The 21,281-nt window shown below is 49.3% G+C and carries 22 protein-coding genes; all 22 read left to right on the top strand.

Annotated elements, in window-relative coordinates; all coding sequences use genetic code 11:
• Window positions 1–23 precede the first annotated feature (23 nt).
• The 22 genes from LDH74_RS03130 (at window position 24) to LDH74_RS03025 (ending at window position 21,208) form a co-directional block, all read left to right on the top strand.
• A complete protein-coding gene (locus LDH74_RS03130; protein WP_226041182.1) occupies window positions 24–947 on the top strand; it encodes a hypothetical protein in 924 nt (307 codons plus the stop codon).
• A complete protein-coding gene (locus LDH74_RS03125) occupies window positions 948–2,807 on the top strand; it encodes a hypothetical protein (RefSeq protein ID WP_226041181.1) in 1,860 nt (619 codons plus the stop codon).
• Between the two features lie 162 nt (window positions 2,808–2,969).
• A complete protein-coding gene (locus LDH74_RS03120) occupies window positions 2,970–4,478 on the top strand; it encodes a phage portal protein (RefSeq protein ID WP_226041180.1) in 1,509 nt (502 codons plus the stop codon).
• A 2-nt stretch (window positions 4,479–4,480) separates the two neighbouring features.
• Window positions 4,481–5,860, top strand: coding sequence for a DUF2213 domain-containing protein (locus LDH74_RS03115; protein ID WP_226041179.1), 1,380 nt, complete (start codon window positions 4,481–4,483; stop codon window positions 5,858–5,860).
• Between the two features lie 76 nt (window positions 5,861–5,936).
• Window positions 5,937–6,518 carry a hypothetical protein gene (locus tag LDH74_RS03110; protein ID WP_226041178.1) on the top strand — a complete coding sequence of 194 codons (582 nt, stop codon included), beginning with the start codon at window positions 5,937–5,939 and terminating at the stop codon, window positions 6,516–6,518.
• 371 nt (window positions 6,519–6,889) lie between these two features.
• Complete coding sequence (locus LDH74_RS03105; protein ID WP_226041177.1) at window positions 6,890–7,570, top strand: hypothetical protein; 681 nt, start codon at window positions 6,890–6,892, stop codon at window positions 7,568–7,570.
• A 14-nt stretch (window positions 7,571–7,584) separates the two neighbouring features.
• Window positions 7,585–7,755, top strand: a complete 171-nt coding sequence (locus LDH74_RS03100) for a hypothetical protein (protein WP_226041176.1) — start codon at window positions 7,585–7,587, stop codon at window positions 7,753–7,755.
• A 3-nt stretch (window positions 7,756–7,758) separates the two neighbouring features.
• Complete coding sequence (locus tag LDH74_RS03095; protein ID WP_226041175.1) at window positions 7,759–8,181, top strand: hypothetical protein; 423 nt, start codon at window positions 7,759–7,761, stop codon at window positions 8,179–8,181.
• Between the two features lie 42 nt (window positions 8,182–8,223).
• Window positions 8,224–8,583 carry a hypothetical protein gene (locus LDH74_RS03090; RefSeq protein ID WP_226041174.1) on the top strand — a complete coding sequence of 120 codons (360 nt, stop codon included), beginning with the start codon at window positions 8,224–8,226 and terminating at the stop codon, window positions 8,581–8,583.
• 20 nt (window positions 8,584–8,603) lie between these two features.
• Window positions 8,604–9,158, top strand: a complete 555-nt coding sequence (locus LDH74_RS03085) for an HK97-gp10 family putative phage morphogenesis protein (RefSeq protein WP_255680918.1) — start codon at window positions 8,604–8,606, stop codon at window positions 9,156–9,158.
• A complete protein-coding gene (locus tag LDH74_RS03080) occupies window positions 9,158–9,682 on the top strand; it encodes a hypothetical protein (RefSeq protein ID WP_226041172.1) in 525 nt (174 codons plus the stop codon). Before LDH74_RS03085 ends, LDH74_RS03080 begins: the two co-directional genes overlap by 1 nt.
• Window positions 9,683–9,703: 21 nt before the next feature.
• The gene (locus tag LDH74_RS03075) at window positions 9,704–11,008 is read left to right on the top strand and encodes a DUF2586 family protein (protein ID WP_226041171.1); all 1,305 of its coding nucleotides are present in this window, start codon (window positions 9,704–9,706) and stop codon (window positions 11,006–11,008) included.
• Between the two features lie 11 nt (window positions 11,009–11,019).
• Complete coding sequence (locus LDH74_RS03070; protein ID WP_226041170.1) at window positions 11,020–11,463, top strand: hypothetical protein; 444 nt, start codon at window positions 11,020–11,022, stop codon at window positions 11,461–11,463.
• Window positions 11,464–11,541: 78 nt separating this feature from the next.
• Entirely contained in the window at window positions 11,542–12,117 is a 576-nt protein-coding gene (locus LDH74_RS03065; RefSeq protein WP_226041169.1) for a hypothetical protein, read from the top strand.
• A 536-nt stretch (window positions 12,118–12,653) separates the two neighbouring features.
• Entirely contained in the window at window positions 12,654–14,264 is a 1,611-nt protein-coding gene (locus tag LDH74_RS03060; protein ID WP_226041168.1) for a hypothetical protein, read from the top strand.
• On the top strand, window positions 14,265–14,693 hold the full coding sequence (locus LDH74_RS03055; protein ID WP_226041167.1) for a hypothetical protein: 429 nt from the start codon (window positions 14,265–14,267) through the stop codon (window positions 14,691–14,693).
• A gap of 218 nt (window positions 14,694–14,911) precedes the next feature.
• On the top strand, window positions 14,912–16,198 hold the full coding sequence (locus LDH74_RS03050) for a hypothetical protein (RefSeq protein ID WP_226041166.1): 1,287 nt from the start codon (window positions 14,912–14,914) through the stop codon (window positions 16,196–16,198).
• Window positions 16,198–16,644, top strand: coding sequence for a hypothetical protein (locus LDH74_RS03045; protein ID WP_226041165.1), 447 nt, complete (start codon window positions 16,198–16,200; stop codon window positions 16,642–16,644). Before LDH74_RS03050 ends, LDH74_RS03045 begins: the two co-directional genes overlap by 1 nt.
• Window positions 16,644–16,976 (top strand): hypothetical protein, encoded by a 333-nt coding sequence (locus LDH74_RS03040; RefSeq protein WP_226041164.1) that lies wholly within the window; start codon window positions 16,644–16,646, stop codon window positions 16,974–16,976. Before LDH74_RS03045 ends, LDH74_RS03040 begins: the two co-directional genes overlap by 1 nt.
• A gap of 6 nt (window positions 16,977–16,982) precedes the next feature.
• A complete protein-coding gene (locus LDH74_RS03035; protein WP_226041163.1) occupies window positions 16,983–18,818 on the top strand; it encodes a baseplate J/gp47 family protein in 1,836 nt (611 codons plus the stop codon).
• Window positions 18,819–18,820: 2 nt separating this feature from the next.
• Window positions 18,821–20,002: a hypothetical protein gene (locus LDH74_RS03030; RefSeq protein WP_226041162.1), complete on the top strand. Its 1,182-nt coding sequence runs from the start codon at window positions 18,821–18,823 to the stop codon at window positions 20,000–20,002.
• Window positions 20,003–20,038: 36 nt separating this feature from the next.
• Window positions 20,039–21,208 carry a hypothetical protein gene (locus LDH74_RS03025; RefSeq protein ID WP_226041161.1) on the top strand — a complete coding sequence of 390 codons (1,170 nt, stop codon included), beginning with the start codon at window positions 20,039–20,041 and terminating at the stop codon, window positions 21,206–21,208.
• Window positions 21,209–21,281 lie beyond the last annotated feature (73 nt).

Genomic DNA, 21,281 nt, shown 5'->3' with positions numbered 1-21,281 from the left:
CGTTTTGGTGTATCACTTCACTCATGGAACCTCCAGAACCTCCACACGACGATTACCCAGAGTCCTGGGAAACGTTTTGGCGTGGAGATGAACCGTGGGGTCGGACTGACGATGAAAAGGAGTTCTCGTTAGAGACGGGAAGTACGGAACCGACAGATGGTCGCTGTGGCGCACCAGTTCGTGATTACGAACGACGCTACGGCGAAGTCCGCTTCTGTACGCAAATGCCCGAATCTACGTTTGTAGAAGACGGTTCAGATTACTGCAAAACACACAAACAAATGGATGATCTAATGGAACGTGCCGACGAACTTTTCGAACATGGATACTTTGCAACGAACTTTATCAATTTTGCAAAGCACCTATCGCCTGAAAAGTTCCTTTTCGCCGTCGAGATGTTTGACGGTCTGACCGAACTTTCTCAGTTCGATCTCGAGGTGGAGCGTGTCGAACGTAACCTCGATACGTCTGGTTCTGATCTTATTCAAGAAAATTCGGTCAATGTTGAATTGCCGATGCCGCAGAGCGCCTTATACAAATTTCAGGCCACAGAATTGTGGTATGCAGCTCTCACCGAGGTTATGCAGCAGAACATGAAGGAGGTCGTGTTCAAAGACGGTGTCGCCGTCGATACGATTTCGCAGTCGGCTGATATGGAGGGGAAGATTACTGACACGAAAACGGAGAAAACTGAACATCATCTTCACCTCCCAATTTCCCGAGTCACGAAGGACATCAAAGAACACCTCAAGAACGGAGGTGTTGAGATCGATTCTGACGACGGTGGCGGCGTTCTGACGTTCCAGAAGAACGACTATACCCTATCGGTCAAGCCAGGTGAAGAATCGACTGACGACGAATCTGAGACGCCTGAGCCAATTTCTGCTGAACAGTTCACTCAAGAGATGGAGGACGACGGTGAAGCCGCAGAAATCGAATTAGAATAGATGACAGTACACCAGAACGTTCCAGACGAGTTGCGTCAGCGACTCCCACATGATATTAGACTGTATATCAGGAACTTCTGGCAGCATCCAAACGACCCAGAGCGGGATTACGACTTTTACGCCGACGACGGAGAGACGTTCCTGTCGTACATGGCTCACGAAGATGGGCCACTCGTCCCAGGTAACTGGGGAGACGTGGTCGTTCTGCTCTACGCTCGTGGTTGTCTGAAGACGACGACCGCGACAGCCGCAGCGGAGTGGGCTGTCTCAGAGTATCCGATGGTCGAGGTTGACGTTACTGCCCCACGGACGGAGCAGTTCGGTGAAGTGATGGACCGTTTCAAGTCTCACGTCAAACAGTCGGGACTGACATCGGTTCGAACCAAGAACAACGTCTCACACCAGAAGTTTGAGCGCCAACTCGAGAAGAGCAATGGAGACAAGGTCCACGTCGAGGCCGACGTAAAGGCACGATCGGCGTGGGGAGATGGTGACGGTCTGCGTGGTCTCCACGGTCACGTCGGTGTCATTGACGAGTTTCAGGACGTTGACGAGGGGATGTTCTCCACATTCCTCGAAGCAGTTGACCAGTCCGTTCCTCAAGTCGAATACTTCCCGACAATTGTTGTCATTGGAACGCCGAAAATGGCTAACTCTTTCTTCCACGAGTTGTGGGAGATGTCGGACCAGAAGTCTTGGGACGCCGACGAAGAGGCGTGGATCTCCCAGTCCGATGGTGACGAATTCATTCCTGTTGCACTCGAGGAGCAGCGAGAAGAACTTCGAGGAGAAGTAGAGGAGTTGGAAAAACACCTTGAAGGGTTGATTCGTGAGCGGTGGAATGAATATAAAACTCTCCACCGTGAGGACGCTCACACCGCCGATACGGAGTTTGAAACGGACGAGATCAAAGACATCCGTCGTGAGATAGAAGAGAAAACTGCTGCTGCTGATTCGATTGAGGGATATAAGGTCACTGGGTGGCACATCGATCAGTACGCTTCCCCGCTTCACGACGACGCTAAGATCGAGTTTAAGCGTCAGAAATACACGAAGAAGAAGTTTAAGAACGAAGTTCTGGCCGAGTTTTACACGCCAGAGAACGACCTACTGTCCGACAAGCACGTTGATGAGCGCCTCATCCCAGATAAGAGCTTTACCAACAAACGCGAGTTTGACGATAGTACGGTTGTAATGGGGGTTGACTGGGGTGGTGGTGGCGGTGAAGACGCATCTGATACGGTAATCGTCGTGGGTGAAAAGATCGAACACGACGATGAGTATACTATCGTCCTCCGTGACATCGAATTTATCGACTCTGATCTGAACAAGCAGGACGAGCTTGAGGAGGTCGAGAAGCGGATTCGAGACTATCAGGTTGATCGGGTCGCGGTGGACGAAGGATACGGTGCAAAGCAACGTGAGGACCTTCAGGACGGTAACAACATCTGGAACGACGATGGGTGGGATGACGTGTGTGGAGTTATTTACGGGAACATCAAAGACAAGGACAAGCCGAAGTTTTCCAATAACAACGCTCGTGACTCGGCGTTCTGTACGGTTGCACGCACCCACATGATTGAGGGGATGGTTGACGACTTTAAAAGTGGGAACATCGATATTCCTGCGGCGGACCTCTCCTTCGATCGAAACGGGGATGGGACGATGTTGAAGGATCAACTCACAGCCCCGTATACTGACCGAGTCGAAACGTCTGACGGGAAAAAGAAACTAAAAGTACTCTCCGATCGTAACGACGACGCTGCACATGCATTCACGTACATGTGGATTGCAGCAAACCGATTCGGGTCGCAACGGACGTTGAAAAGCATCTCGACCAACTCCCGTCGTGGATATTAAGTGATTTAAATGGCATTCGAAACTGACTCTACTCAAGAATCGTACGACGGGACTACGTCCCGAACCTCTACAACGACGTATTCGGAATCTGGGGCTCGAGCGACCAAGGGGATTGACACTCACGACGGTGACTCGTCTGACGAGGTTGATCCTCGGAAGCTTATGTCCGATCCCCACATTAATGACGTTCGGTGGCTCTATCGGACATCGTTTGCAAAGACGCTTGTTGATAAACCGATCAAAGACTCGTTTAAGAACGGGTTTGAGGTGAAGCGAACGGCAAGCGACAACACATCAAAGAGACTTAATGATGTGGAGGAAATTTACGAGGACACTGAGTTTGTACCGAAGTATAAACAAGCTCAGATGAAGGCGAGGCGGGACGGCTTCTCTCTGCTGTTCATGGTCCTTGAAGACGATTCGGACGGTGTTTACGAGGATCCCCTCGATGAAGATGTGTCTGTAAAGAACATTAAGAAGCTCCAGTGTCTTACGCTGGATGACATGTCCAAATACCACGGTGGCACTTCTCCGCCAACTGGCGAACTCGCCTCTCAAATACCGTATGACAGTGATGATTACGAGATTCGAGAGACGGGGATGGTTGTGGACATGGATCCGACTTCGGGGACTTATAAAGAACCACTCGGATACATCGTTGGACAAGATAATGCCCGCGGTGCTGAAGACGTAAACTTCATTCACGCAAACAGATGCTTCCATTACACGTGGAATACAGAGGTAGACAGTGATCTCGACCAAGACACTCTCGGCAATTTCGAGGGCGACTCGGTACTTGTCACCGTCTACCACATTCTTAAAGGAATTAAAAAGGGCAACTGGTCGATCATGCAGACGCTGTTCCGATATGCAGCGAAGCTATACCATGTTGCGCTTCCCGAAGACGCCGATGAAGAAGATCGGGAGAACGCTGAGGAGCAACTTCAGAACCTTAATGCGAAAGGCGAGTTGCTCACTCCGCATGGGTATGAGATAGACGATTTCCAGACTGACGGGCAACTACAGCCGAGGGAGTATTTCGACGTACTGTTCGATCAGGTCTGTGCGTCGATGGAGATGACCAAGTCCGTTCTCTTCGGCACTCAGAGCGGTGTTGTGAGCGGATCCGAGACGGACATTAAGAACTATTTCAATCAGGTCCAGCGCATTCGACAGTCCATCATGGACGAGGATCTGAAGGAATTTATTCAGCGGTATTACCGTATGATCGACGGACGGACGGATTCATACGGATATAAAGCCGAATTCGAGATCGATTGGGGGCCACTGTTCAAACTCTCCGATCTGGATCAGGCTGAAACGCTGAGTCGGACGATGCAGACGCTTAAAGCGGCTATTGACGGATTCATTATGACGCCGATGGAGGCTCGCTCCATTCTGAAAGAGGAATGGGCTGAGGCTGATATCGACTGGAATGATGAATTCTCGACGGAGGAAGAAGACTTCCTCAAAACGCTCAATATCGCCCAGATGGGTACTGAAGGGGCGTTGCCTGGAGGGTCTGAAATCAATGGTTCAACACAACAGCAAAACGGTGGTGGGATGGAACAAGGCCAAACCACCGCCTCTGAAGATCCGTCTACAGACAGTGAAATGAATGATGATATTCTCGACGCAATTGCTGAGAGAGTGGTTGCAAAGATGGACTAATTATGACTGACGATTATATTTTCACCCACGACGCTGCAACGGTCTCGTACGACTCGTGTGACGTTGATGGGATTACAGTTGACGACGATGGGACTGCTTCATTCGACTGGAATGAGATTCCCGTAGTCGAGATTGATGAACCGCCTCACGCAGAAGCGTTTGACACCGACGAGTACTACAAGATCGAGGATGCGACTGTCGCACGTCCGATCAAGCAGCCGTACCTCGTTGGTGATGAGATTGAGGTGTACAAGAAACCCGCAGACGAGCTTCGTCAAATGGCGTGGTCGCTCGATAACGCACCGTACACGCTCGAGCATCCCGACACGGGGATGGTGAAACGCACGGCTGACGTGCATGGATTCTGGCGAGACCCGCGTTACGACGACGATGAAGACCGTCTAAAGGAAAACCTCTACGTTCCGACGAACGACGATGATGCGAAGCGGTTCGTTGAGGAAAATCAGGACGTTTCGATCGGATTCTACAATCGTGTTCACGGCGAATACGATGGTGATACTGGGGATTTGACTGACGACGACGTTGATGGTTTCCAGGTCAACATGTATGGCGACCACATTGCTGGCGTCAAACGTGGACGCTGTAGTGGATCTGAGGGTTGTGGGATCAACCACGACCGATCCCACGAATCGCAGACTGGCGACCAGTCTGAGGGTTGCGGATTAGATCACGATTCGTCTGACGCACATGGCGAAGTGGTCTTGGAAACTGGAGAGACGCCGATTAATGCTGATGACGCTACAGATGGGGATAGCGAGGAAGAATGTACCCCATGTACTCAAACAATGACTGACGACAACAAGTTCGACATTTCCGTTGATCTTGACGACATGACGATTGATAGTATCGCAGAACAGTTCGACGCGGTTGCCGATCTTCGAGAGGAGCGTGATTCCGCTGTTGAAAGTGTTACCGAGATTCGGGAGGACCTCGATGAGCACGGCTTCGAAGTTGATGAAGACGAATGCCCGTGTGAAGTTGTTGACGATGTTCTCCACGACTATGAGGAGAAGGATGAGACTGTCGAGGCGGTAGAGGACGCTGTTCCAGAAGCGTTCAAGGACGCTGACTCGCTCGAGGACGCTATCGAAGAGATGGCAGACTCGTTTGCCGAGTATCGCAAGGGTGAGCGTGAAGAGGCGCTCGACGACCTTGAGGATCTCGGAGCAGACCGAGACGATTGGGATGAAGACTCTCTCGAGGATATCCGTGAAGAGATCGACCGCCGAGAAGAGGTTCTCGACGGGATCAATGTCGATGCGAAGGGCATTGAAACGGATAGCGGTGAAGAAACGACTGACGAAAACGTCGATACGACCTACAACGGCCGTCGTACTGTCGGACGTGGGTACAAGGCGTAACGGTTCTTTAAGTGTTTGATACGAGATTACACTTTAAGTAAGAAGCAGATACTACAACAGAAACTTAGATAAAACTATGGCAGTTCAATTTTACATCGAAAGTGCGGATCGAGCGTCTCAGAGCGGGGTCGCCAACGAGGAGATTGCCCCTGGTACGCTCGTTACTGACGAAGGCGCGGGTGTTACCCGATTTGCCTTTGCTGATGGGGAATACACGGGTCTTGCGCTATACGACCCCGAGTACCTCTCGGCCTATAATAACACCGTCGTTCAGCACGGTAGCACCACCTTTGACGAGACGTACGACGTTGACGACCGAGTTCGATACCATCCGAGTGAGGACTCGGCGGTTGTCAAGATTCGTACTATCGAAGAGGCCACTGCGGGCATTACAGCCAGTCCGAACATCGGACATGGTGATATCGTCGGCATCGTTGATGAATCCGATGCAGACGCTCCTACCTCGACGGGCCGAATTGTCGAGGAGGGGTACACCAACGACGAGAACGACGACGCCGCGTCTACGACGTTCAGTCGTGCGAATGGCAACTTCCTTGCGATCGGTCGGGCGTACCGACCTGGAAAGCAGAACAACGAGAATGTGACGGACTACGACGGTGTCGTTCGTACTGTTCTATTCTCTGAGGCGAAGAACTGAGGTAACTTATAATGACAACTACTTCCTTTCTGACTGAAGAAGCACAGACTCTCCTCGAACCCGACGAGGATCTTATGTTCGAGCGCCGTGGCCGCAGTCGCCGCGGTATTCGACGTGAACTTGCACCAACGACCGAAATGGAGCGCGGTACTCGGTATGTCGAGGAGGGTGACGGTGTTTACGCATCCCCCGAATCCGACATGCCAACGACCGATACTTCGGTCGGTGAAGTTCTCGGGAACGTTGACATCGTCCGACACGTCGGTGAAAACGTTCGAATCCCCCGCATGACTCACGGTCTCACTGTTGACGCGGAAGACCTCGAGATCGACGGTGCGGAAGAGAAGGTTCAGCGTTCGATGGACCTTCTGATGGAGACGTTCGACATTCAGGCCGATCTCCAGTTCCTCCTCGGCATTACTGACGAAGAGGGTACCTCGGTTCAGCCTGGGGTCTTTGAATGGATGGACAACAACATCAATCCTGATAACGTCATTGACGCATCGACGTATGACGTTGATACGGACCTCAATGGCGTTCCTGCCAACCTCATCGTTCAGGAGGCGTATTCCAACACGAGTGGCGAATACGTTGATGATGCGTGGGACATGGTCCTGTGGGACCACTCCACTCGAGCGCAGTGGAACCAGATCGATAATAACAGCGGCGTTCGACAGTCGTCCCAGTGGCTTGACCTTGGGTCTGACGCACAGAACGTCGGCCAGTCTCTCGTCAATGACGCTGTCGTAATTCCCGAAAAGATGGGGCTCACGACTGCGCCTGGAGCGGACGACTCGCTTAGTTTCGACATTCCGTTCCCCGACGACACGATGTATCTGGTCCCCGACCACGGTGGCGACTTCTTCCAGACCTACGAGCAGCCCGAACCAACGCTCGTTCAGGAACCCATCCGTAAGAACGGTGGGAAGATTGAGTACGAATACTACTGGCGTGGTGGGCAGGCATACGGATTCGGTACGCAGCGTGTCGATCAATACGATTACACCGCCAAGGACCTCGTTCGAATCGACAATGTGTCGAGCCTATTCTAATTGAGTGAATGGGAATGGCAACTGAAGAATCATATGATCCCTCATTTCGGGACAAACAAGCCGATGAAAGGCTTGACGAGCACGATGCTCGTATTTCTCGACTTGAAAAGGGATCTCTAATCGCTCTTGGTTTCTTCGTTGCTCAAGGAAATGAGATAGCAGATACCGTAATAGCGTTCATCTAACATATGCCCCTCCCCAACTTCGCAATCACGTCTGACGCAGAGCTTGAAGAGGCTGCCCGTGACAAGACGAGTTACAACGACTCGGTTGACGAATGGCCGTCTGCTCAAGCGTCTGGCAACATCGATGATGCGAAGCGTGTTCTCTACATGAAGACCCACTCTCAAAAGTGGTACTCTGATGTAGCGTATGGGCAAGCCCTTGTCGCTCTCACTGCAATGAAGGCGAAAGAGGCCGTCGAAAACGTCAATATCACTTCGTATGGTATTGGTGATGAACAAGTGGCGTTCTCTAACGCTAATCCAGAAACGAGTCAGCAGATTATTTCGTGGTCTGGAGAAGTGAACGATGGTATTGAGGAAAGCGAACTGGACTTTGATGGTGGCGAGTCACCATCGTTCAGCAACACAGCCTCATATATAGGGTAATAGATGACACAGCGATCATCTGGCTTTTCTCGAGGTCGTGCATTGGGTGGTATCACCCGCATCATTTCTGCTCGAGCAACTGCAAAGACATTCACGTCTGTTAGTCAGACGAAGAACAGCCTCGACCAGACCGATGAAACCACGTCGGAATACTCGGAGGATATGTGGTTGTTTGATCCAGAGGAACGCACCACATCTGAGGTCGCTGGTGAGCGCGTCAGAGGCGATCTGGGCGGTTTGATTATCGCTGAGGGGGATGGGTCGGGCAACTACGAAGAACCCGTTGAGCGTAACGACAGGATCGTTCATGGCGGCGTGGAGTACGAGGTCGATACGATCGTTGGTGTTCCCGACGACGAAGAGCCAAACTACTGGACCATTTCGTTTATTAGGCGACAATAATGGGACATAATATCAGTAGTGTGATTAGCGACATTGAGTACGTGAAGAAGGATCTTCGCCAGAATCTCATGTCCAAACTCGAGGGTGCAATGAAACTGCTCCTCGACACTGCTGTTGCCCACGTTGCTGATGATGCATATTGGCGTGGTGGTATTACTGCTTCACTCCGCTCTCATGGTGTAAAAACCGAACAGCGTGTGGGTGAAATGATGTTCTCCGTTGGAACAGATAAGAAGATTGCTCCGTATGCACCGTTCGTAGAATTTGGTACTGGCGCTCGTAGTGATGAGAAGGGGCCAACGTCAGTTCTCACTGGTAAACCCCACGAACATCCCCCAGGCTACCCGTATGATTCTCCCGATGTGAGTCCGAGTGAACTGATGGGTAGTATTCTCGAATGGATCAAGACGAAGCCAATTGAGACGGATAATATCTGGGCGTCGGCACGGAAGATATCTGAAACGATTGTGAAACTGGGGACGTATGCACACCCGTTCCTTCGTCCAGCGTGGTTCAAACATGAACTAAATCTCAAACGCGCAGTCCGTAGTGCGGTGAAGAAGACCTTCCGATAATGGCAACAAGGCGCAATATTCGTACGGCATTCTATGACGGGTTAGAAGTTGCATCTAACGGTCTTGTTGACCCAGATAACATCGGGGAAGAAGAGCCGAACGAAGAGGAAGACTATCCCGCGATTATCCACTCCGATGACCATCGAAAGGTTCGGATGAACGAGGGTAGTGGTGCTCCATCTGATCTTGTCCGTGATTCTAACGGAGACGTTATTCAGGAAATTTATACCAATGTTCACGAGGGGTCGTTCGGGGTGATGATTCAAGGAATGGACGAGAACCTTCGAGAAGATGTGTACGAGGCTGTCCATTCGTATTTCGAGAAATATGAACATCCAGCGTGGGACGAGACTGACATTCATACGGACGTAAAGTGGGTCAAGGTTCTCGACTCGAATTCTGAGGATAACACCGATGGGTCGCCCACTGTTCGTGGTGATAATCTGATTATTCGGATTGGATACACGAAGGAACACGTCAAAGACGTTGAGTCGATTGATAGTGTTCAAAGAACTATTAGTTAAATATACCAAGGTAACAAAAATATGGCAATTACTTACGGAAACACTGACATTCCATCTGCTCGAGTTACGGTTCGGAGTGGTGGCACGATTGCGATTAGTGCTGCGTTCTCTAACACCGCTGGACTCGTTGGTGTGATGGATACTGATAATGGTGAAGCCACGACTGGTGAAACCATTAGTATTAACTCGTCTTCTGACGCGGAAACACAGTTCGGTGAAACATCCGAGCTTACTGAACAGGTGAAGCTTGCATTTGGCAACGACACCTCGACGGTATATGCGTGTCCCGTCAGCGAGACTGAAGAAACTGAAACGTTTGACACGGTTTCGTCTGGAACTTTTTCGAACGTTCCAGCACTCGATCCGACTGTCCAGCCGAATCACGAGATTACGGCCCAGGATACTACGGAAGGTGCGTCGGTTACGGTAAACATCGTTCGTGAGGAGGGGGAGGATATTGCGAGCCCGACCGATGCAAACACGATTAACCTGAACCCGAACACTGGTGAGTGGGAGGCTGATGAGTCTTCCACGTATGAAATTACGTACACCCACGGTAGCTACAACGAGGCAATTCGGGGTGTTGTGAGCAAAGTTCCACGTCAAGTAGGTGTTTGTACCGAAAATAACCAGATCGTTGGCGAGCTTGGAACGCAACTTAGCGACTATGCAAACGATTTCGGCTTCATGCACGGTGCGTTCGGTCTCAATCCAGAGGTTGATTCCGCAACGTACACGAATTCGTATGACGACCGTCGTCTGATCGCTATCGCACCGTCTCGAGCGTACCTCGATGCTGCGAACGAGAACATGGTTCGGACAGTTGGTGCAGTTGTTGGGAAGCAGGCGTCCAAGGATCTGGGTGATAGCACGACGTATGAGACTGTTGCTGGATTTGCTGATCTTCACACGAAGTACACCAATTCGGAGCTTGGCACACTCATCGATGAGCAAGTTCTAACTCTCCGCCAAGGAGGTGGAATTAAGATTGTCAAGGATATGACTACCTCCACCGATCCTCGATTCGAGCGTATCTTTGCTTCCGAGATTACGGACGAGGCCACTGAAATTAGTCACCAGATTAGCCAGGGATACGTGGGTGAAGCGAACACTCTCACCAACCAGAAGTCTCTCGGAGAATCTCACGACAGTTCTTACAGTGAGATGGAGGACGATGCCCTTCTCGATAATTTCGATGTTGGGGTGTCTGAAGGGGGAGACAATCAGGTCGATCTCGATATCGCACTCGACATTGTTGACGTGATTGACACGGTTGACGTGACGATTACTGTTGGAGATGTCATTCGGAACGGAGGGGCAAGCTAAGGTGATTTATTATGACATGGAATCCTACTAACGCAAACGACGTTGAACTAATCGTCAGTCAGGTCGAACGGGACAATTCTGGTTCTCGTACTGGTGCGACGGAACTGGCTAATACGGCACGCATTGTCGTAGACGAATTCTCCATCGGAACGGAGGAAGACCTCTCTGGGCTGTCGGGAGTTGGAAACCCTCGAGCACTGGGCGTTTCGTCTGGTGACGTGGAAGACACGTTCTCGTTTACTGTGCAGGGCGAAGACGCTGAGCTATTCAAGGGTCTTGCCTCCGATAACGGTCGTGCAGTTGAGCTTGAGATCGTCGTCCGACTTGAAGACTATCGGGACAAGCTTACTGGGGCACGTGCTGGTACTCGCAACCTCTCTGGATCGAGCGGTGATGCAGTTGAATTCGAGGTTGAGGGTCTTGCAACTGGGCGTGATCCTGGTGACAATACGTAGAGTATAGAGCAGTCTAACTAATCGGTTGGTCGGGTGACACTTCGTCACCTGTCATGACACTATTAATAAGTCCTAACAATGAGCGATCTTTTTAAAACACGAGAAAAGGTAGAAAAAGGTGCGGAGTGGCGTGGAAACATTACGATTTCGATTGACGACGAGCAACAGAATCTTTGTGTCCGACAGCTACGTGACACGGAATTCTGGGAAGTGATGTCGTTGGTCGATACTGACGAACTTGAAGAACTTCAGGATAGTCTTCCCGAAGAGAAGATGGAAGACTTTCGTGAACTGCGAGATTCCGAGGAACTAACTGACGAGGAACAGTCTCGCCTCGATTCCCTTCAGGATGAACTTGAGGATGGTGAGGTCAATATGTTCGAAATCATCTCCTCGGATACTTTCAAAGGCATTCAGAAGGCCGCGAAGTATGGAGTTGAACCCGACAATGACGACAAGCGGGAGGCTCTGATCGAGTTTGGTGATAAGATCGAAGAGCAGTATGGTCGAACCACTCAAGAAGAGGCTGCGAAGTACATCAACAATCAGGTTATCCATCCTATGATCGATCGGGCAACTGGATTCGCTTCGTTCTCTATTGGCATCAAGTGTCTTACCGAGTCTATCGGTGACACGGGAAACTTAGAGAATTAGCCGAGTCAGACCAGGGAAACGAGATATTCGCCCTTCATGACAACGGGCGTAAGTTGTTCACCTCGGCACGAGATTGCACGCCAATGCAACGGTTTGTCTACGTAATGGCGAAGAACCATCACACAGACGATCCGAAGAAGGGCGACCCAAGCGGATATGAGAAGGGTCAGGACTTCCAGAATGCGACATCGAAGTTCTGACTAAGCACTTTTTTATGCGGTACAACACGTCGTAGACATATCTATCTCCATTCGTGATTTACCTTACTATAGAGACAACCGATGAGTATCATTCAGATAATTTCAAATTCATCGACATCTTAAAACGGGGGTTAAACTATCGCAGCAATTCAAAATCTCGAAGTTACTGTTGACGTTAATATTAAAAAGGCCATTGCCGCTCTTTCGGAACTACAAGACGAACTCAGAGACCTTGCAGCACAGATTGAAGCCGTTGACGCTCAAGGATCTGAGGGAATTGATATCAATACGAGCGTCGATAACCTTGACACCGAGTTAGCGAAGCTTAAAGCCCAGATGGAGGCGTTTGAAAAGTCTAACGAGGTTGAGATTATGGCAGACGGCGGTAATCTACCCGATCTATTTGGCGCTCATGATAGGGGACCGCTGGAAATCATGGGTCGTGGGGATTTTGACATCGATGATATCCAACCTAATATCGCCAAGATGAGCGAAGATATGAACGCTCAGATGTCTGCCGATATCAATGCAGCACTCGACAGTCCAAAATTCAATCGAAAGAGGGGCAGCCGTCTTTCCAAGATCATAGATAGTCTGGGAGATGGGGTGCGTGACACCCTTAAGAGTGTAAAGGATTTCAGACTCAATATGTCTGACATGCATAATCTCCTTGCCAACATCATGCCGTTGATGTTCACGTTCATCATGGCCATGCCCGCTGCTATTACGGCTCTTATGACGCTTGCCGCCGCTGCTATCTCTGCCGCCGCTGCATTCGGTGCAATCGGCATTCTTGGCGCTGTCGGTAGTGCAATGGGCGACAGTGGTGGAATGCCCGAAATGGAAGACTTCACGGAAATGTTCGAGGAGGTCCGTGATGATCTATTCGAGGCGTTTGCCCCACTCGCCGAGCGTCTCGCACCGCTGTTTGAAGACGGTCTTGACGGTCTCGAGAAGTTCTTCAACGAGGTCGCTGCGGAAGGCGACTCTCTTATGGCGCTGAGAGACTCTTCACGGGAGTTTGGGCGGTTCCTTATCGACTACATCCCTGGAGCCCTCTCTTCAATGGCTGGCACTGTGAAGGCAATGGCACCCGTCTTCGGGGCGATTGGGGAGTACCTTCAGGACACACAGATTCTCCGTACCTTCGTCAATCTGGCAATGGAATCGATGCCACAGTTGAAGGCACTTGCTGGTATGCTGATCGATGTTGCATACGCTCTTACGAAGACCTCTGTCGGATTCGTCATCGTGACGAACGCGGTCCTACAACTCTTCGGTGCTATCGCATCTATCTTCAACCTGTTCGGTATCACGAACGAGATGTTGGGGGTTATTGTGGGAAGCCTCCTCTCCCTTGCGTCGATCGTAGGAATTCTTAGTTTCCTTGTTGGGAATGCATTTGTCGGCGCTCTCGGCGCTGGTGTAGTGGCTATGTGGAACTTCTGGGCTGGTCTTATCGCTACTAACAACGCGCTTGGCTATCTTGCAGTGACGAATATAGGGAGAGCGGTCACATCGATGGTCGCATTCGTTAAGTCTCTCATCGTCGGTCAAACGTCGCTGATATCGTTTGCAGCAAGCGCGTTCACTGCGACGGGAGCATTGGCCGCATTCCTTACAGTCGCCTCACTCGGCGTTCTCGTCGGTCTTGGGGCACTTGCAATGGGGGCGGCAGAGAAGTGGTTAGGTCTTGCAGACGGGATTGATTCTGCAACAAAATCGTTGAAAGAATACGACAGTGTTGCGGGACGTGGTGGGGACGGAATGAATCCCTACCGAGACGGTGGCGCACCTCGAAGTGGTGCTGGATCTTCGTTCAGTACCAGTAGCGGCTCGAGTGTCACTAACTACACTGTCGAATCTACTGGAAATCGGAATAAGGACAATTCGAACCTCTCTGTATCGCAGTGGAGAATGGGGAGGACGAGTGGAGGACAAGCATAAATGTATGAAATTAATATCATTAATGAAGCGGGGGAACGTGACACACAACAGATTGAGTCTCGTGATGTCACGCTGATCGTTGACGGTGAAGAATTTAGTCCCACTGTTGTGGAGCGAATTGAGTATGACGATGAAGGTACTATGGACAGCACCAAAACCGTCTGTGGGGAGACTGAGAACCGTCGAGGGGGTGAGGAAGGCCCAGACATCACGGTTGAAGGAATCGTCGTAGAAGACGAACTGAGCGATCTGAAGGGGCTCAAGCGAGCGACCGAATTAGAGGTTATATCGCCAATTGATAAGAACGACGTTACGGTCAAACGAACGACCATCGAAATGAACACCGATATCATCCACATTATTCCGAATGGTGAAGAGCCGCAACTTGCATTCCCGTTCCAACTACAACTCCAGTATCCTGAAGCATGAGTGTCTCAACTGTTGAAGATACGTATATGGTTCGGGACTTGTCGTGTAAGTCCCCAGATACAGCACACGAGGCTGAGGTGCGAGTAGACGTACGTAACGGTGATGAGTGGGTTAGACTCCCCGTCACGCTTTGTGAGCTTTGGCTAAACAAAGATGGTCCGTCCGACCTCACTCGAACTGCGAAGGTGAAGATCCCAGTTGAATGGGGTGGGGAAGATATGACACAGTACATTAACGGATTTGACCCCCAGTCCGACACTCCGAATTCGCCCTTCGATCAGTGCAGAATCTGGTTCTACGACTTTCAGGATGAATACTATCAGGTAGAGCATTTCGGATACATCGGTGGTGTCGGACCCGCAGCAGAGAACGGTCAAATGAAGTTCTGGGTGTATGACGCAGCCGATCTTATGCGTGGAATTCCCGTTTCTAAATCGTTCGATGATGTCACCATACAACAGCTCCTCAATTTCGTTGTTCGAGGATATGATGATAACGGTGCCCCAGTCGGATTAGAGCATCGAACCATCTTTGACGATGTTGGAATGTATATCGCAGGCTTCCAGAACGTTCGGGTGATAAAGGATCATATCGATCCAACGGACCCAGATGTTGGAGGTGGGGAAGACTTTACGATTGAGGGAAGCCTTCCGATTGTTGGTTCTTTCCAACTCAATATCGATGATGTTATCGATGACATCTTCGAATTTATGCTCCCCAACGTTTCCGATATCATTGACGATCTCGTTGGTGGGGAGAAATCCTTCCGTCGAAATAGACACAACCTTGTCGATGTGATGGACTGGTTTGCTGGCCGTATAGGGGGGAAATGGCATTTCGAGCCAACTCCATACCGCCCAGTTCTATTCTTCGATAACACTGGTGACACTCGAGATAACGACGATCAGTTCGCTCGACGCTTGTTTAATGATAAATACATCGGTGAAGATTTCGAGGGAAATTACACTGATAATATAGACAAAGATTCGTTTGAAGATGTCACCGTGTTGGATAACCAAGCACTCTACGACATTAAACCGTTCAACACGATGCACGTACATGGTGAGGTTCCAGGCGATCTGAAAGCCACTATCTTACCGAACGTCAATAACGAATATTACCCGTATGCAGAACTGAAATATCCACCGCTTGTGGATAACGCTGGAGGATACGAGTATACTGCACCAGTAGTTAATTCGGACGATCTCACCCCGAAGCAAGCAGAGAAGACGGCGATAAACGAGTTTCGCCAACATCTCGAGGAGGAGACCGAGGGCAGCATTCTGCTGAAAGGGGAACCATACATCGCCCCATACGATTATATTAGAACCATTCCAGTGTGTAATGAGACGTACCCCAATCAAAATCTCGCCCCCATTACGTACGAAGTTAACTCCGTGAAACATACTCGGAGTGCAACAGAACAATACAAAACTGAACTTGGTGTGAGCCTTGTGTTTGACGAATCAAAGCTCGAAATCAACTCCGAATACAGAGAGGCATAATGGCGAAGAACAATCCTAAAAACCCACATACAAGAGACGAACAGCACATCCAACATGACATAGCACCACCGCTTTCGAAGGCGACGGTGATGTCTGCGGATAGTCACCCCGATGAAGACGGCTATCATGCGGTGAAGATCAAGGTTCGAGGTGAGAATTCGACCCAAATGGCGAGGGTTTTACCGTTCACAATTGGGTCTGCGTACGTTCCTCGGCAGGACGATGATGTCTCCGTCATGTATGGTGTCAACGATTCTGCGTGGATCGTAGGACCGTGGTATTCGTCTGAAAAGATTGCTGATGAACGTGCCAACCTCCCCGATTACGAGCCTGGAGAGGTCGTTCTCGGAAATCACACTGGGTCTAACATTCGAATTGATAACGACGGAGATATTCACATCAATTCTAACGATGGGGACGTATATATTAACGAGACCAAGCAATAATGTCAACTAACGAATTAACAGATATACGAATAGACGGTAACAGAGATATTGAAATCGGTCATTCGAATGATATTGCTGTTGTAAGTGGGCAAGCAAACGTCGAACAATCGATCTCCATTGCGACGAGCGATTCCATTTCGAAGTTTGTTGGGAGCCGCATTACTGGAACTAATATCAGTCTTCTCGAGAAGCGAGTTGAAGATGCGCTTGAGGACGATCCACAAGTCGGTGAAGTTCTCGACGTAACCATTCTTGAATTTGATAAGCGGAATGACACAATTGAAATCGGTGTCGAACTTGTTGAAGACGAAGATTTCACAATTGAGGTTTAAAATTACATGCCTGTTGAAGACGGAGAATATGTTGAACTAACGGAGAACGAGATTGTTAACGCACTCGAGAGCGAATTGCAAAGTGAATTTGGGAATAACATCGACCTAACAGAGTCGTCAGTTTTCTCAACATTCGCTGAGGTTATGGCGGCTGTTAGTAACGGCAACCAAGAACAGAGTCTTGGTGAAGTATACGAGAGTGGTTTTCTCGATACCGCAACTGGAGAGGATCTTGATCGCGTAGTCGCAATTGTCGGCATCCAACGCCGATCTGCTATCCACGCAACTGGTGTCCAGCAGTTCCGAAGTGATGATCCAGTCACAACGTCGTATAACATCCAGCGTGGAACGGTTATCCAAACTCAAGGAAACTCGTCTGCGCAGTTTGAGACCAGTGAGACCACGTATCTCCGATATATAGACGGGTTTGAAAGCGATGCGCTATCCGACTGGGGAGGTGACGTTGGAAGCGGTACGTTCGATACTGTTGCAATGAACGCGAGCGAGGGTTCAATCTCTCTCGAGGCAAATGCAACGAATGGAGACCACATCTACAAATCGGATGAGCTTGTCGATATTGGATCCACTATCGAATCCGATATCTATGCAGAAAGCAATACTGTTCCGACCTTCACATTCGGTGTTCAAAGCATTGACAACCACTATCAGGTTGCTATCGATACCAATTTAGGAGAAGTGCGAATTGAGAGAGTGGAGGATGGTGTTGTAGTTAATACTATTGACACACAGAATGAGACTGTTCCAACTGGAGAACACGTCCATCTTGTCGTTGATTGGTCTATTACTGGAAATATCGGTGTTGAAATAACTGACCAGAGTGGAAATAAGTATACCGCTGGTGGTGTTGACTCGAGTAATACCATTTGGCGAAACGGATATGTCGGATTCAAAAGTCTCGATAGTAGTGGGAACAAATACATCGATGAAATCAGCATGAGTGCTGTAAGTGTGAACATCCGTGCAATTAACGGGGGTTCTCACGGGAATGTTGGTGCCGAATCGATTAACGTCCTTCCTTCCCCACCCGCTGGCGTCGATGGTACGTCTAACCTCTACCCAACATCCGATCAGAGCTACAACGACATCAACGGAGATCCGTTCGTCGTCGGGCGTGGGGAGGAGGACGATGATAGTCTACGAGAACGTGCCAGGGACAGTGTTTCCAGCGGTGGTGACGCAACTGTCGCTGCCCTCACATCCGAACTGTTGAATGAAGTTAGTGGCGTTCGTTCCGTCACTCTATACGAAAATAAAACCAATTCAACAGATGTAGATGGGTTACCACCGTATTCATTCGAAGCAGTAGTGTTCGGTGGTGACGATCGTGAGGTGGCTGGAGCAATCTTTGATAAAAAGGCAATTACTTCCCGAGACCACGGTGGTGCTCACGGTACGGAACAGATTATAACCGTTACATCTGAATCTAATGGACAACAGTTCGACATCTCCTACTCCCGCCCCAGTTCTGTCAATATCGATATGGAGATGGATATTGTCGTCAATGATACGTATGTTGGAAGTGAGACTCTCAGAGACGAGATTGTTAGCTATGTTGGCGGTGTTAGCTCTGACGACACCGACGTTGTTGGACTTGAATCGGGTGAAGATGTTCACGCTAATGAGATAGAAGATATCATTCTCGGGGAAGATGAGACGGGTGTTATCGGATTCAATAACGATGCATCTGCGAACGACATCACGTTTACGCCAAGTACGACCACCAATAGCTACGGTCTTGAGGTGGTTAGCGTTGGTGAAAATGAGGTAGCTCAGACTGATGCTACTGACGGTAGTATTCAAATTAACGTCACAGAAATCTAATAATGAGTGAGTATATAGACGAAATAATCGATTCCAATTTCGATAGTTCTGATAACTGGACTATTGGCGGCGATGCAGCCATACGGAATGGGCGAGCCCGCATCACTCCAGAGAGTGTTGAGTCTGAAGGCAATATCACTCTCAGAAACCATCTCACTGAAAATGTATGGAGGTGTGATTTCAGACTCGACATAGAAAATGATGACTCTGGATCTGAACGAGAAGTGGCGATACTCTTCTTCCATGATGGTGTAGGAGAGTTATGGCAGCCAGATAACGGATACTACGTCTCGTTTGACCATGCCGACAATGAAGTTCGCCTCGTTCATCGAGTTGATGGGGAGGACAATATAACCCGATCGGGAGGGTTTGAGATTAGCGGGAACAGCAATGAGGAGAAACACCACATCCGTATTTCCTACGATTACGGGAATGTGAGTGTGTTGGTCAATTCACAAAACGCATTCGAAACGACAATTGAATCGCCAGACACCGAACATTCGAGATTCGGGTTTGGCGGTCGTACTGGATCTGACAATGCATCCGCACAGTACGTTGATAATGTTAAATTAAACACACTCACTACGAGGAATATAAGCGAGGCATCAAGCGAGTGGGATAATGGTGGTCTCACGTTTGGTGAGGGGTCTAACTCCTACAAGTTGATGCGAGCCCTCCTTTCCATCCGAGATAGGCAGGATCAGGCTCTTTACGACATCAAACGTGCCAAACACATCGATACTGCTGTTGGTGAGGAGCTTGACAAAATCGGCCAACTCGTTAACCTCGATCGGCGTAGTGGAGAAGCAGATGCAAAGTATAGAGCCCGTCTCAAAGTCCAGTTCCGTGTTGGGAATATCGGAACGACGTTTAATGAGTTTGTGGAGTTTGCTGCGTCGGTCCTTGAAACGACAGTAGACGAGATAAGCATCGGTTTTAGTTTCGATATCAATCCAGCCACAGTTGAATTTTCTGCCCAGTCGAATGTCTATGACAACGCGGCCCTCACCCGCCAAGAGGTTCAAGACTTCCTCTCTCGTGGCGTTCCTGCTGGACACGATGTTAACGCATCTGAGCAAGGAACGTTCATTCTCAAGGGAGATGATGAGCCAAACGACCCAGAATTAGGATTAGGGGGCGATAGCGGTGATGATAATGGAACACTTGCAGGAGATATTGTTTAGAGTCATTCGTGATTTATCTTACTATAGAGCAAACGTATGAGTGATTTAGAAAACGAATTCCCAAGTTGGGGTGAAACGGGCGAACTCCCCACGTCTGGGACGTATTATGAAAAGGGAGATCAGGTGAATGAAAAACACCTTGATGCGCTATGGTATAACATCAAGACCCATTTCGACTCGACAAACACCGCTATTCGAGATCGGATTAGGGATATCGAAGGTGATGTAATCCTCGACAGCGGGCTTGTCTCTTCAGAAGGCACTGGAACGCTCGAGATCGACGTGAGTGCGTCTTCTGAGGGAGCCTATGTTGATGGGCAAAAAACTGGATCGATCGGCTCCACGACCGTCACACTGTCTTCTAATGGTGGTACCTCCACTCGAACGGATTCGGTGTGGGTTAACACCAATGGGAGTGTCGGGAAAACTGACGGAGCTACGTCTGTTGCTACCGATCGAATGAAGATTGCTGAAGTGGATGTTGCAACTAACGACAGTGTTTCAGCGGTTCGGAATGTGGGTCGAGATCGTGTCCACACATTCGCATCTGAGAATAATCCCAGTAATCAGTCCGATGGGGATCTCTGGTACGACCTCCTATCTGACAAATTTAAAGGTCGTGTCGGAGGTGCATGGCGTAACTTCGCCACTGAAACGTGGGTAAATAATGGTATCCAATCGGAATTTAATACCCACGCAGCCGATGAAGGCAACCCTCACAACGTTACTGTTGGTCAGTTAGATGCGTATTCTACGAGTGAGACGTATTCTACGACACAAGCAGATTCTAACTTCGCTCCAGCAAGTCATAACCATGATGGGAGGTATTATACTGAAAATGAATCTGATTCAAGATATATTCAATCAATCCCATCAGAAACACAAGTAACCGCAACACAATCGGGGTGGGCCAACAAATCTGAATCACTAAATGAAATAATTGATGAATATGACGTTACAGTAGTCAATACAGATTCCAATTATGATGCCAATTACCGATATACAATGTCCTTTGAAAGTAGGACAGATATTGTACTAACGGGAACTCTACAAGAAAATGAATCAGTAACACTTACTGGTATTATAGACCCATCAGACAATCTTACTGGTACAACTATTGAGACAACCAATGTTAGTGGAGACCGTGCTGCAATGCAATCTGAATCATTTCACATCGTGGGATACCCACACAAACACGGAATATAATAATGCCAACAAGAGATCAACTTACGTATAAACGATTAAATGCATTGATTCGACTGATTACCGAAAATAACGA

The sequence above is a fragment of the Natrinema sp. DC36 genome, assembly GCF_020405225.1.
GTDB lineage: Archaea > Halobacteriota > Halobacteria > Halobacteriales > Natrialbaceae > Natrinema.
This window is presented reverse-complemented; position numbering and strand designations above follow the sequence as displayed.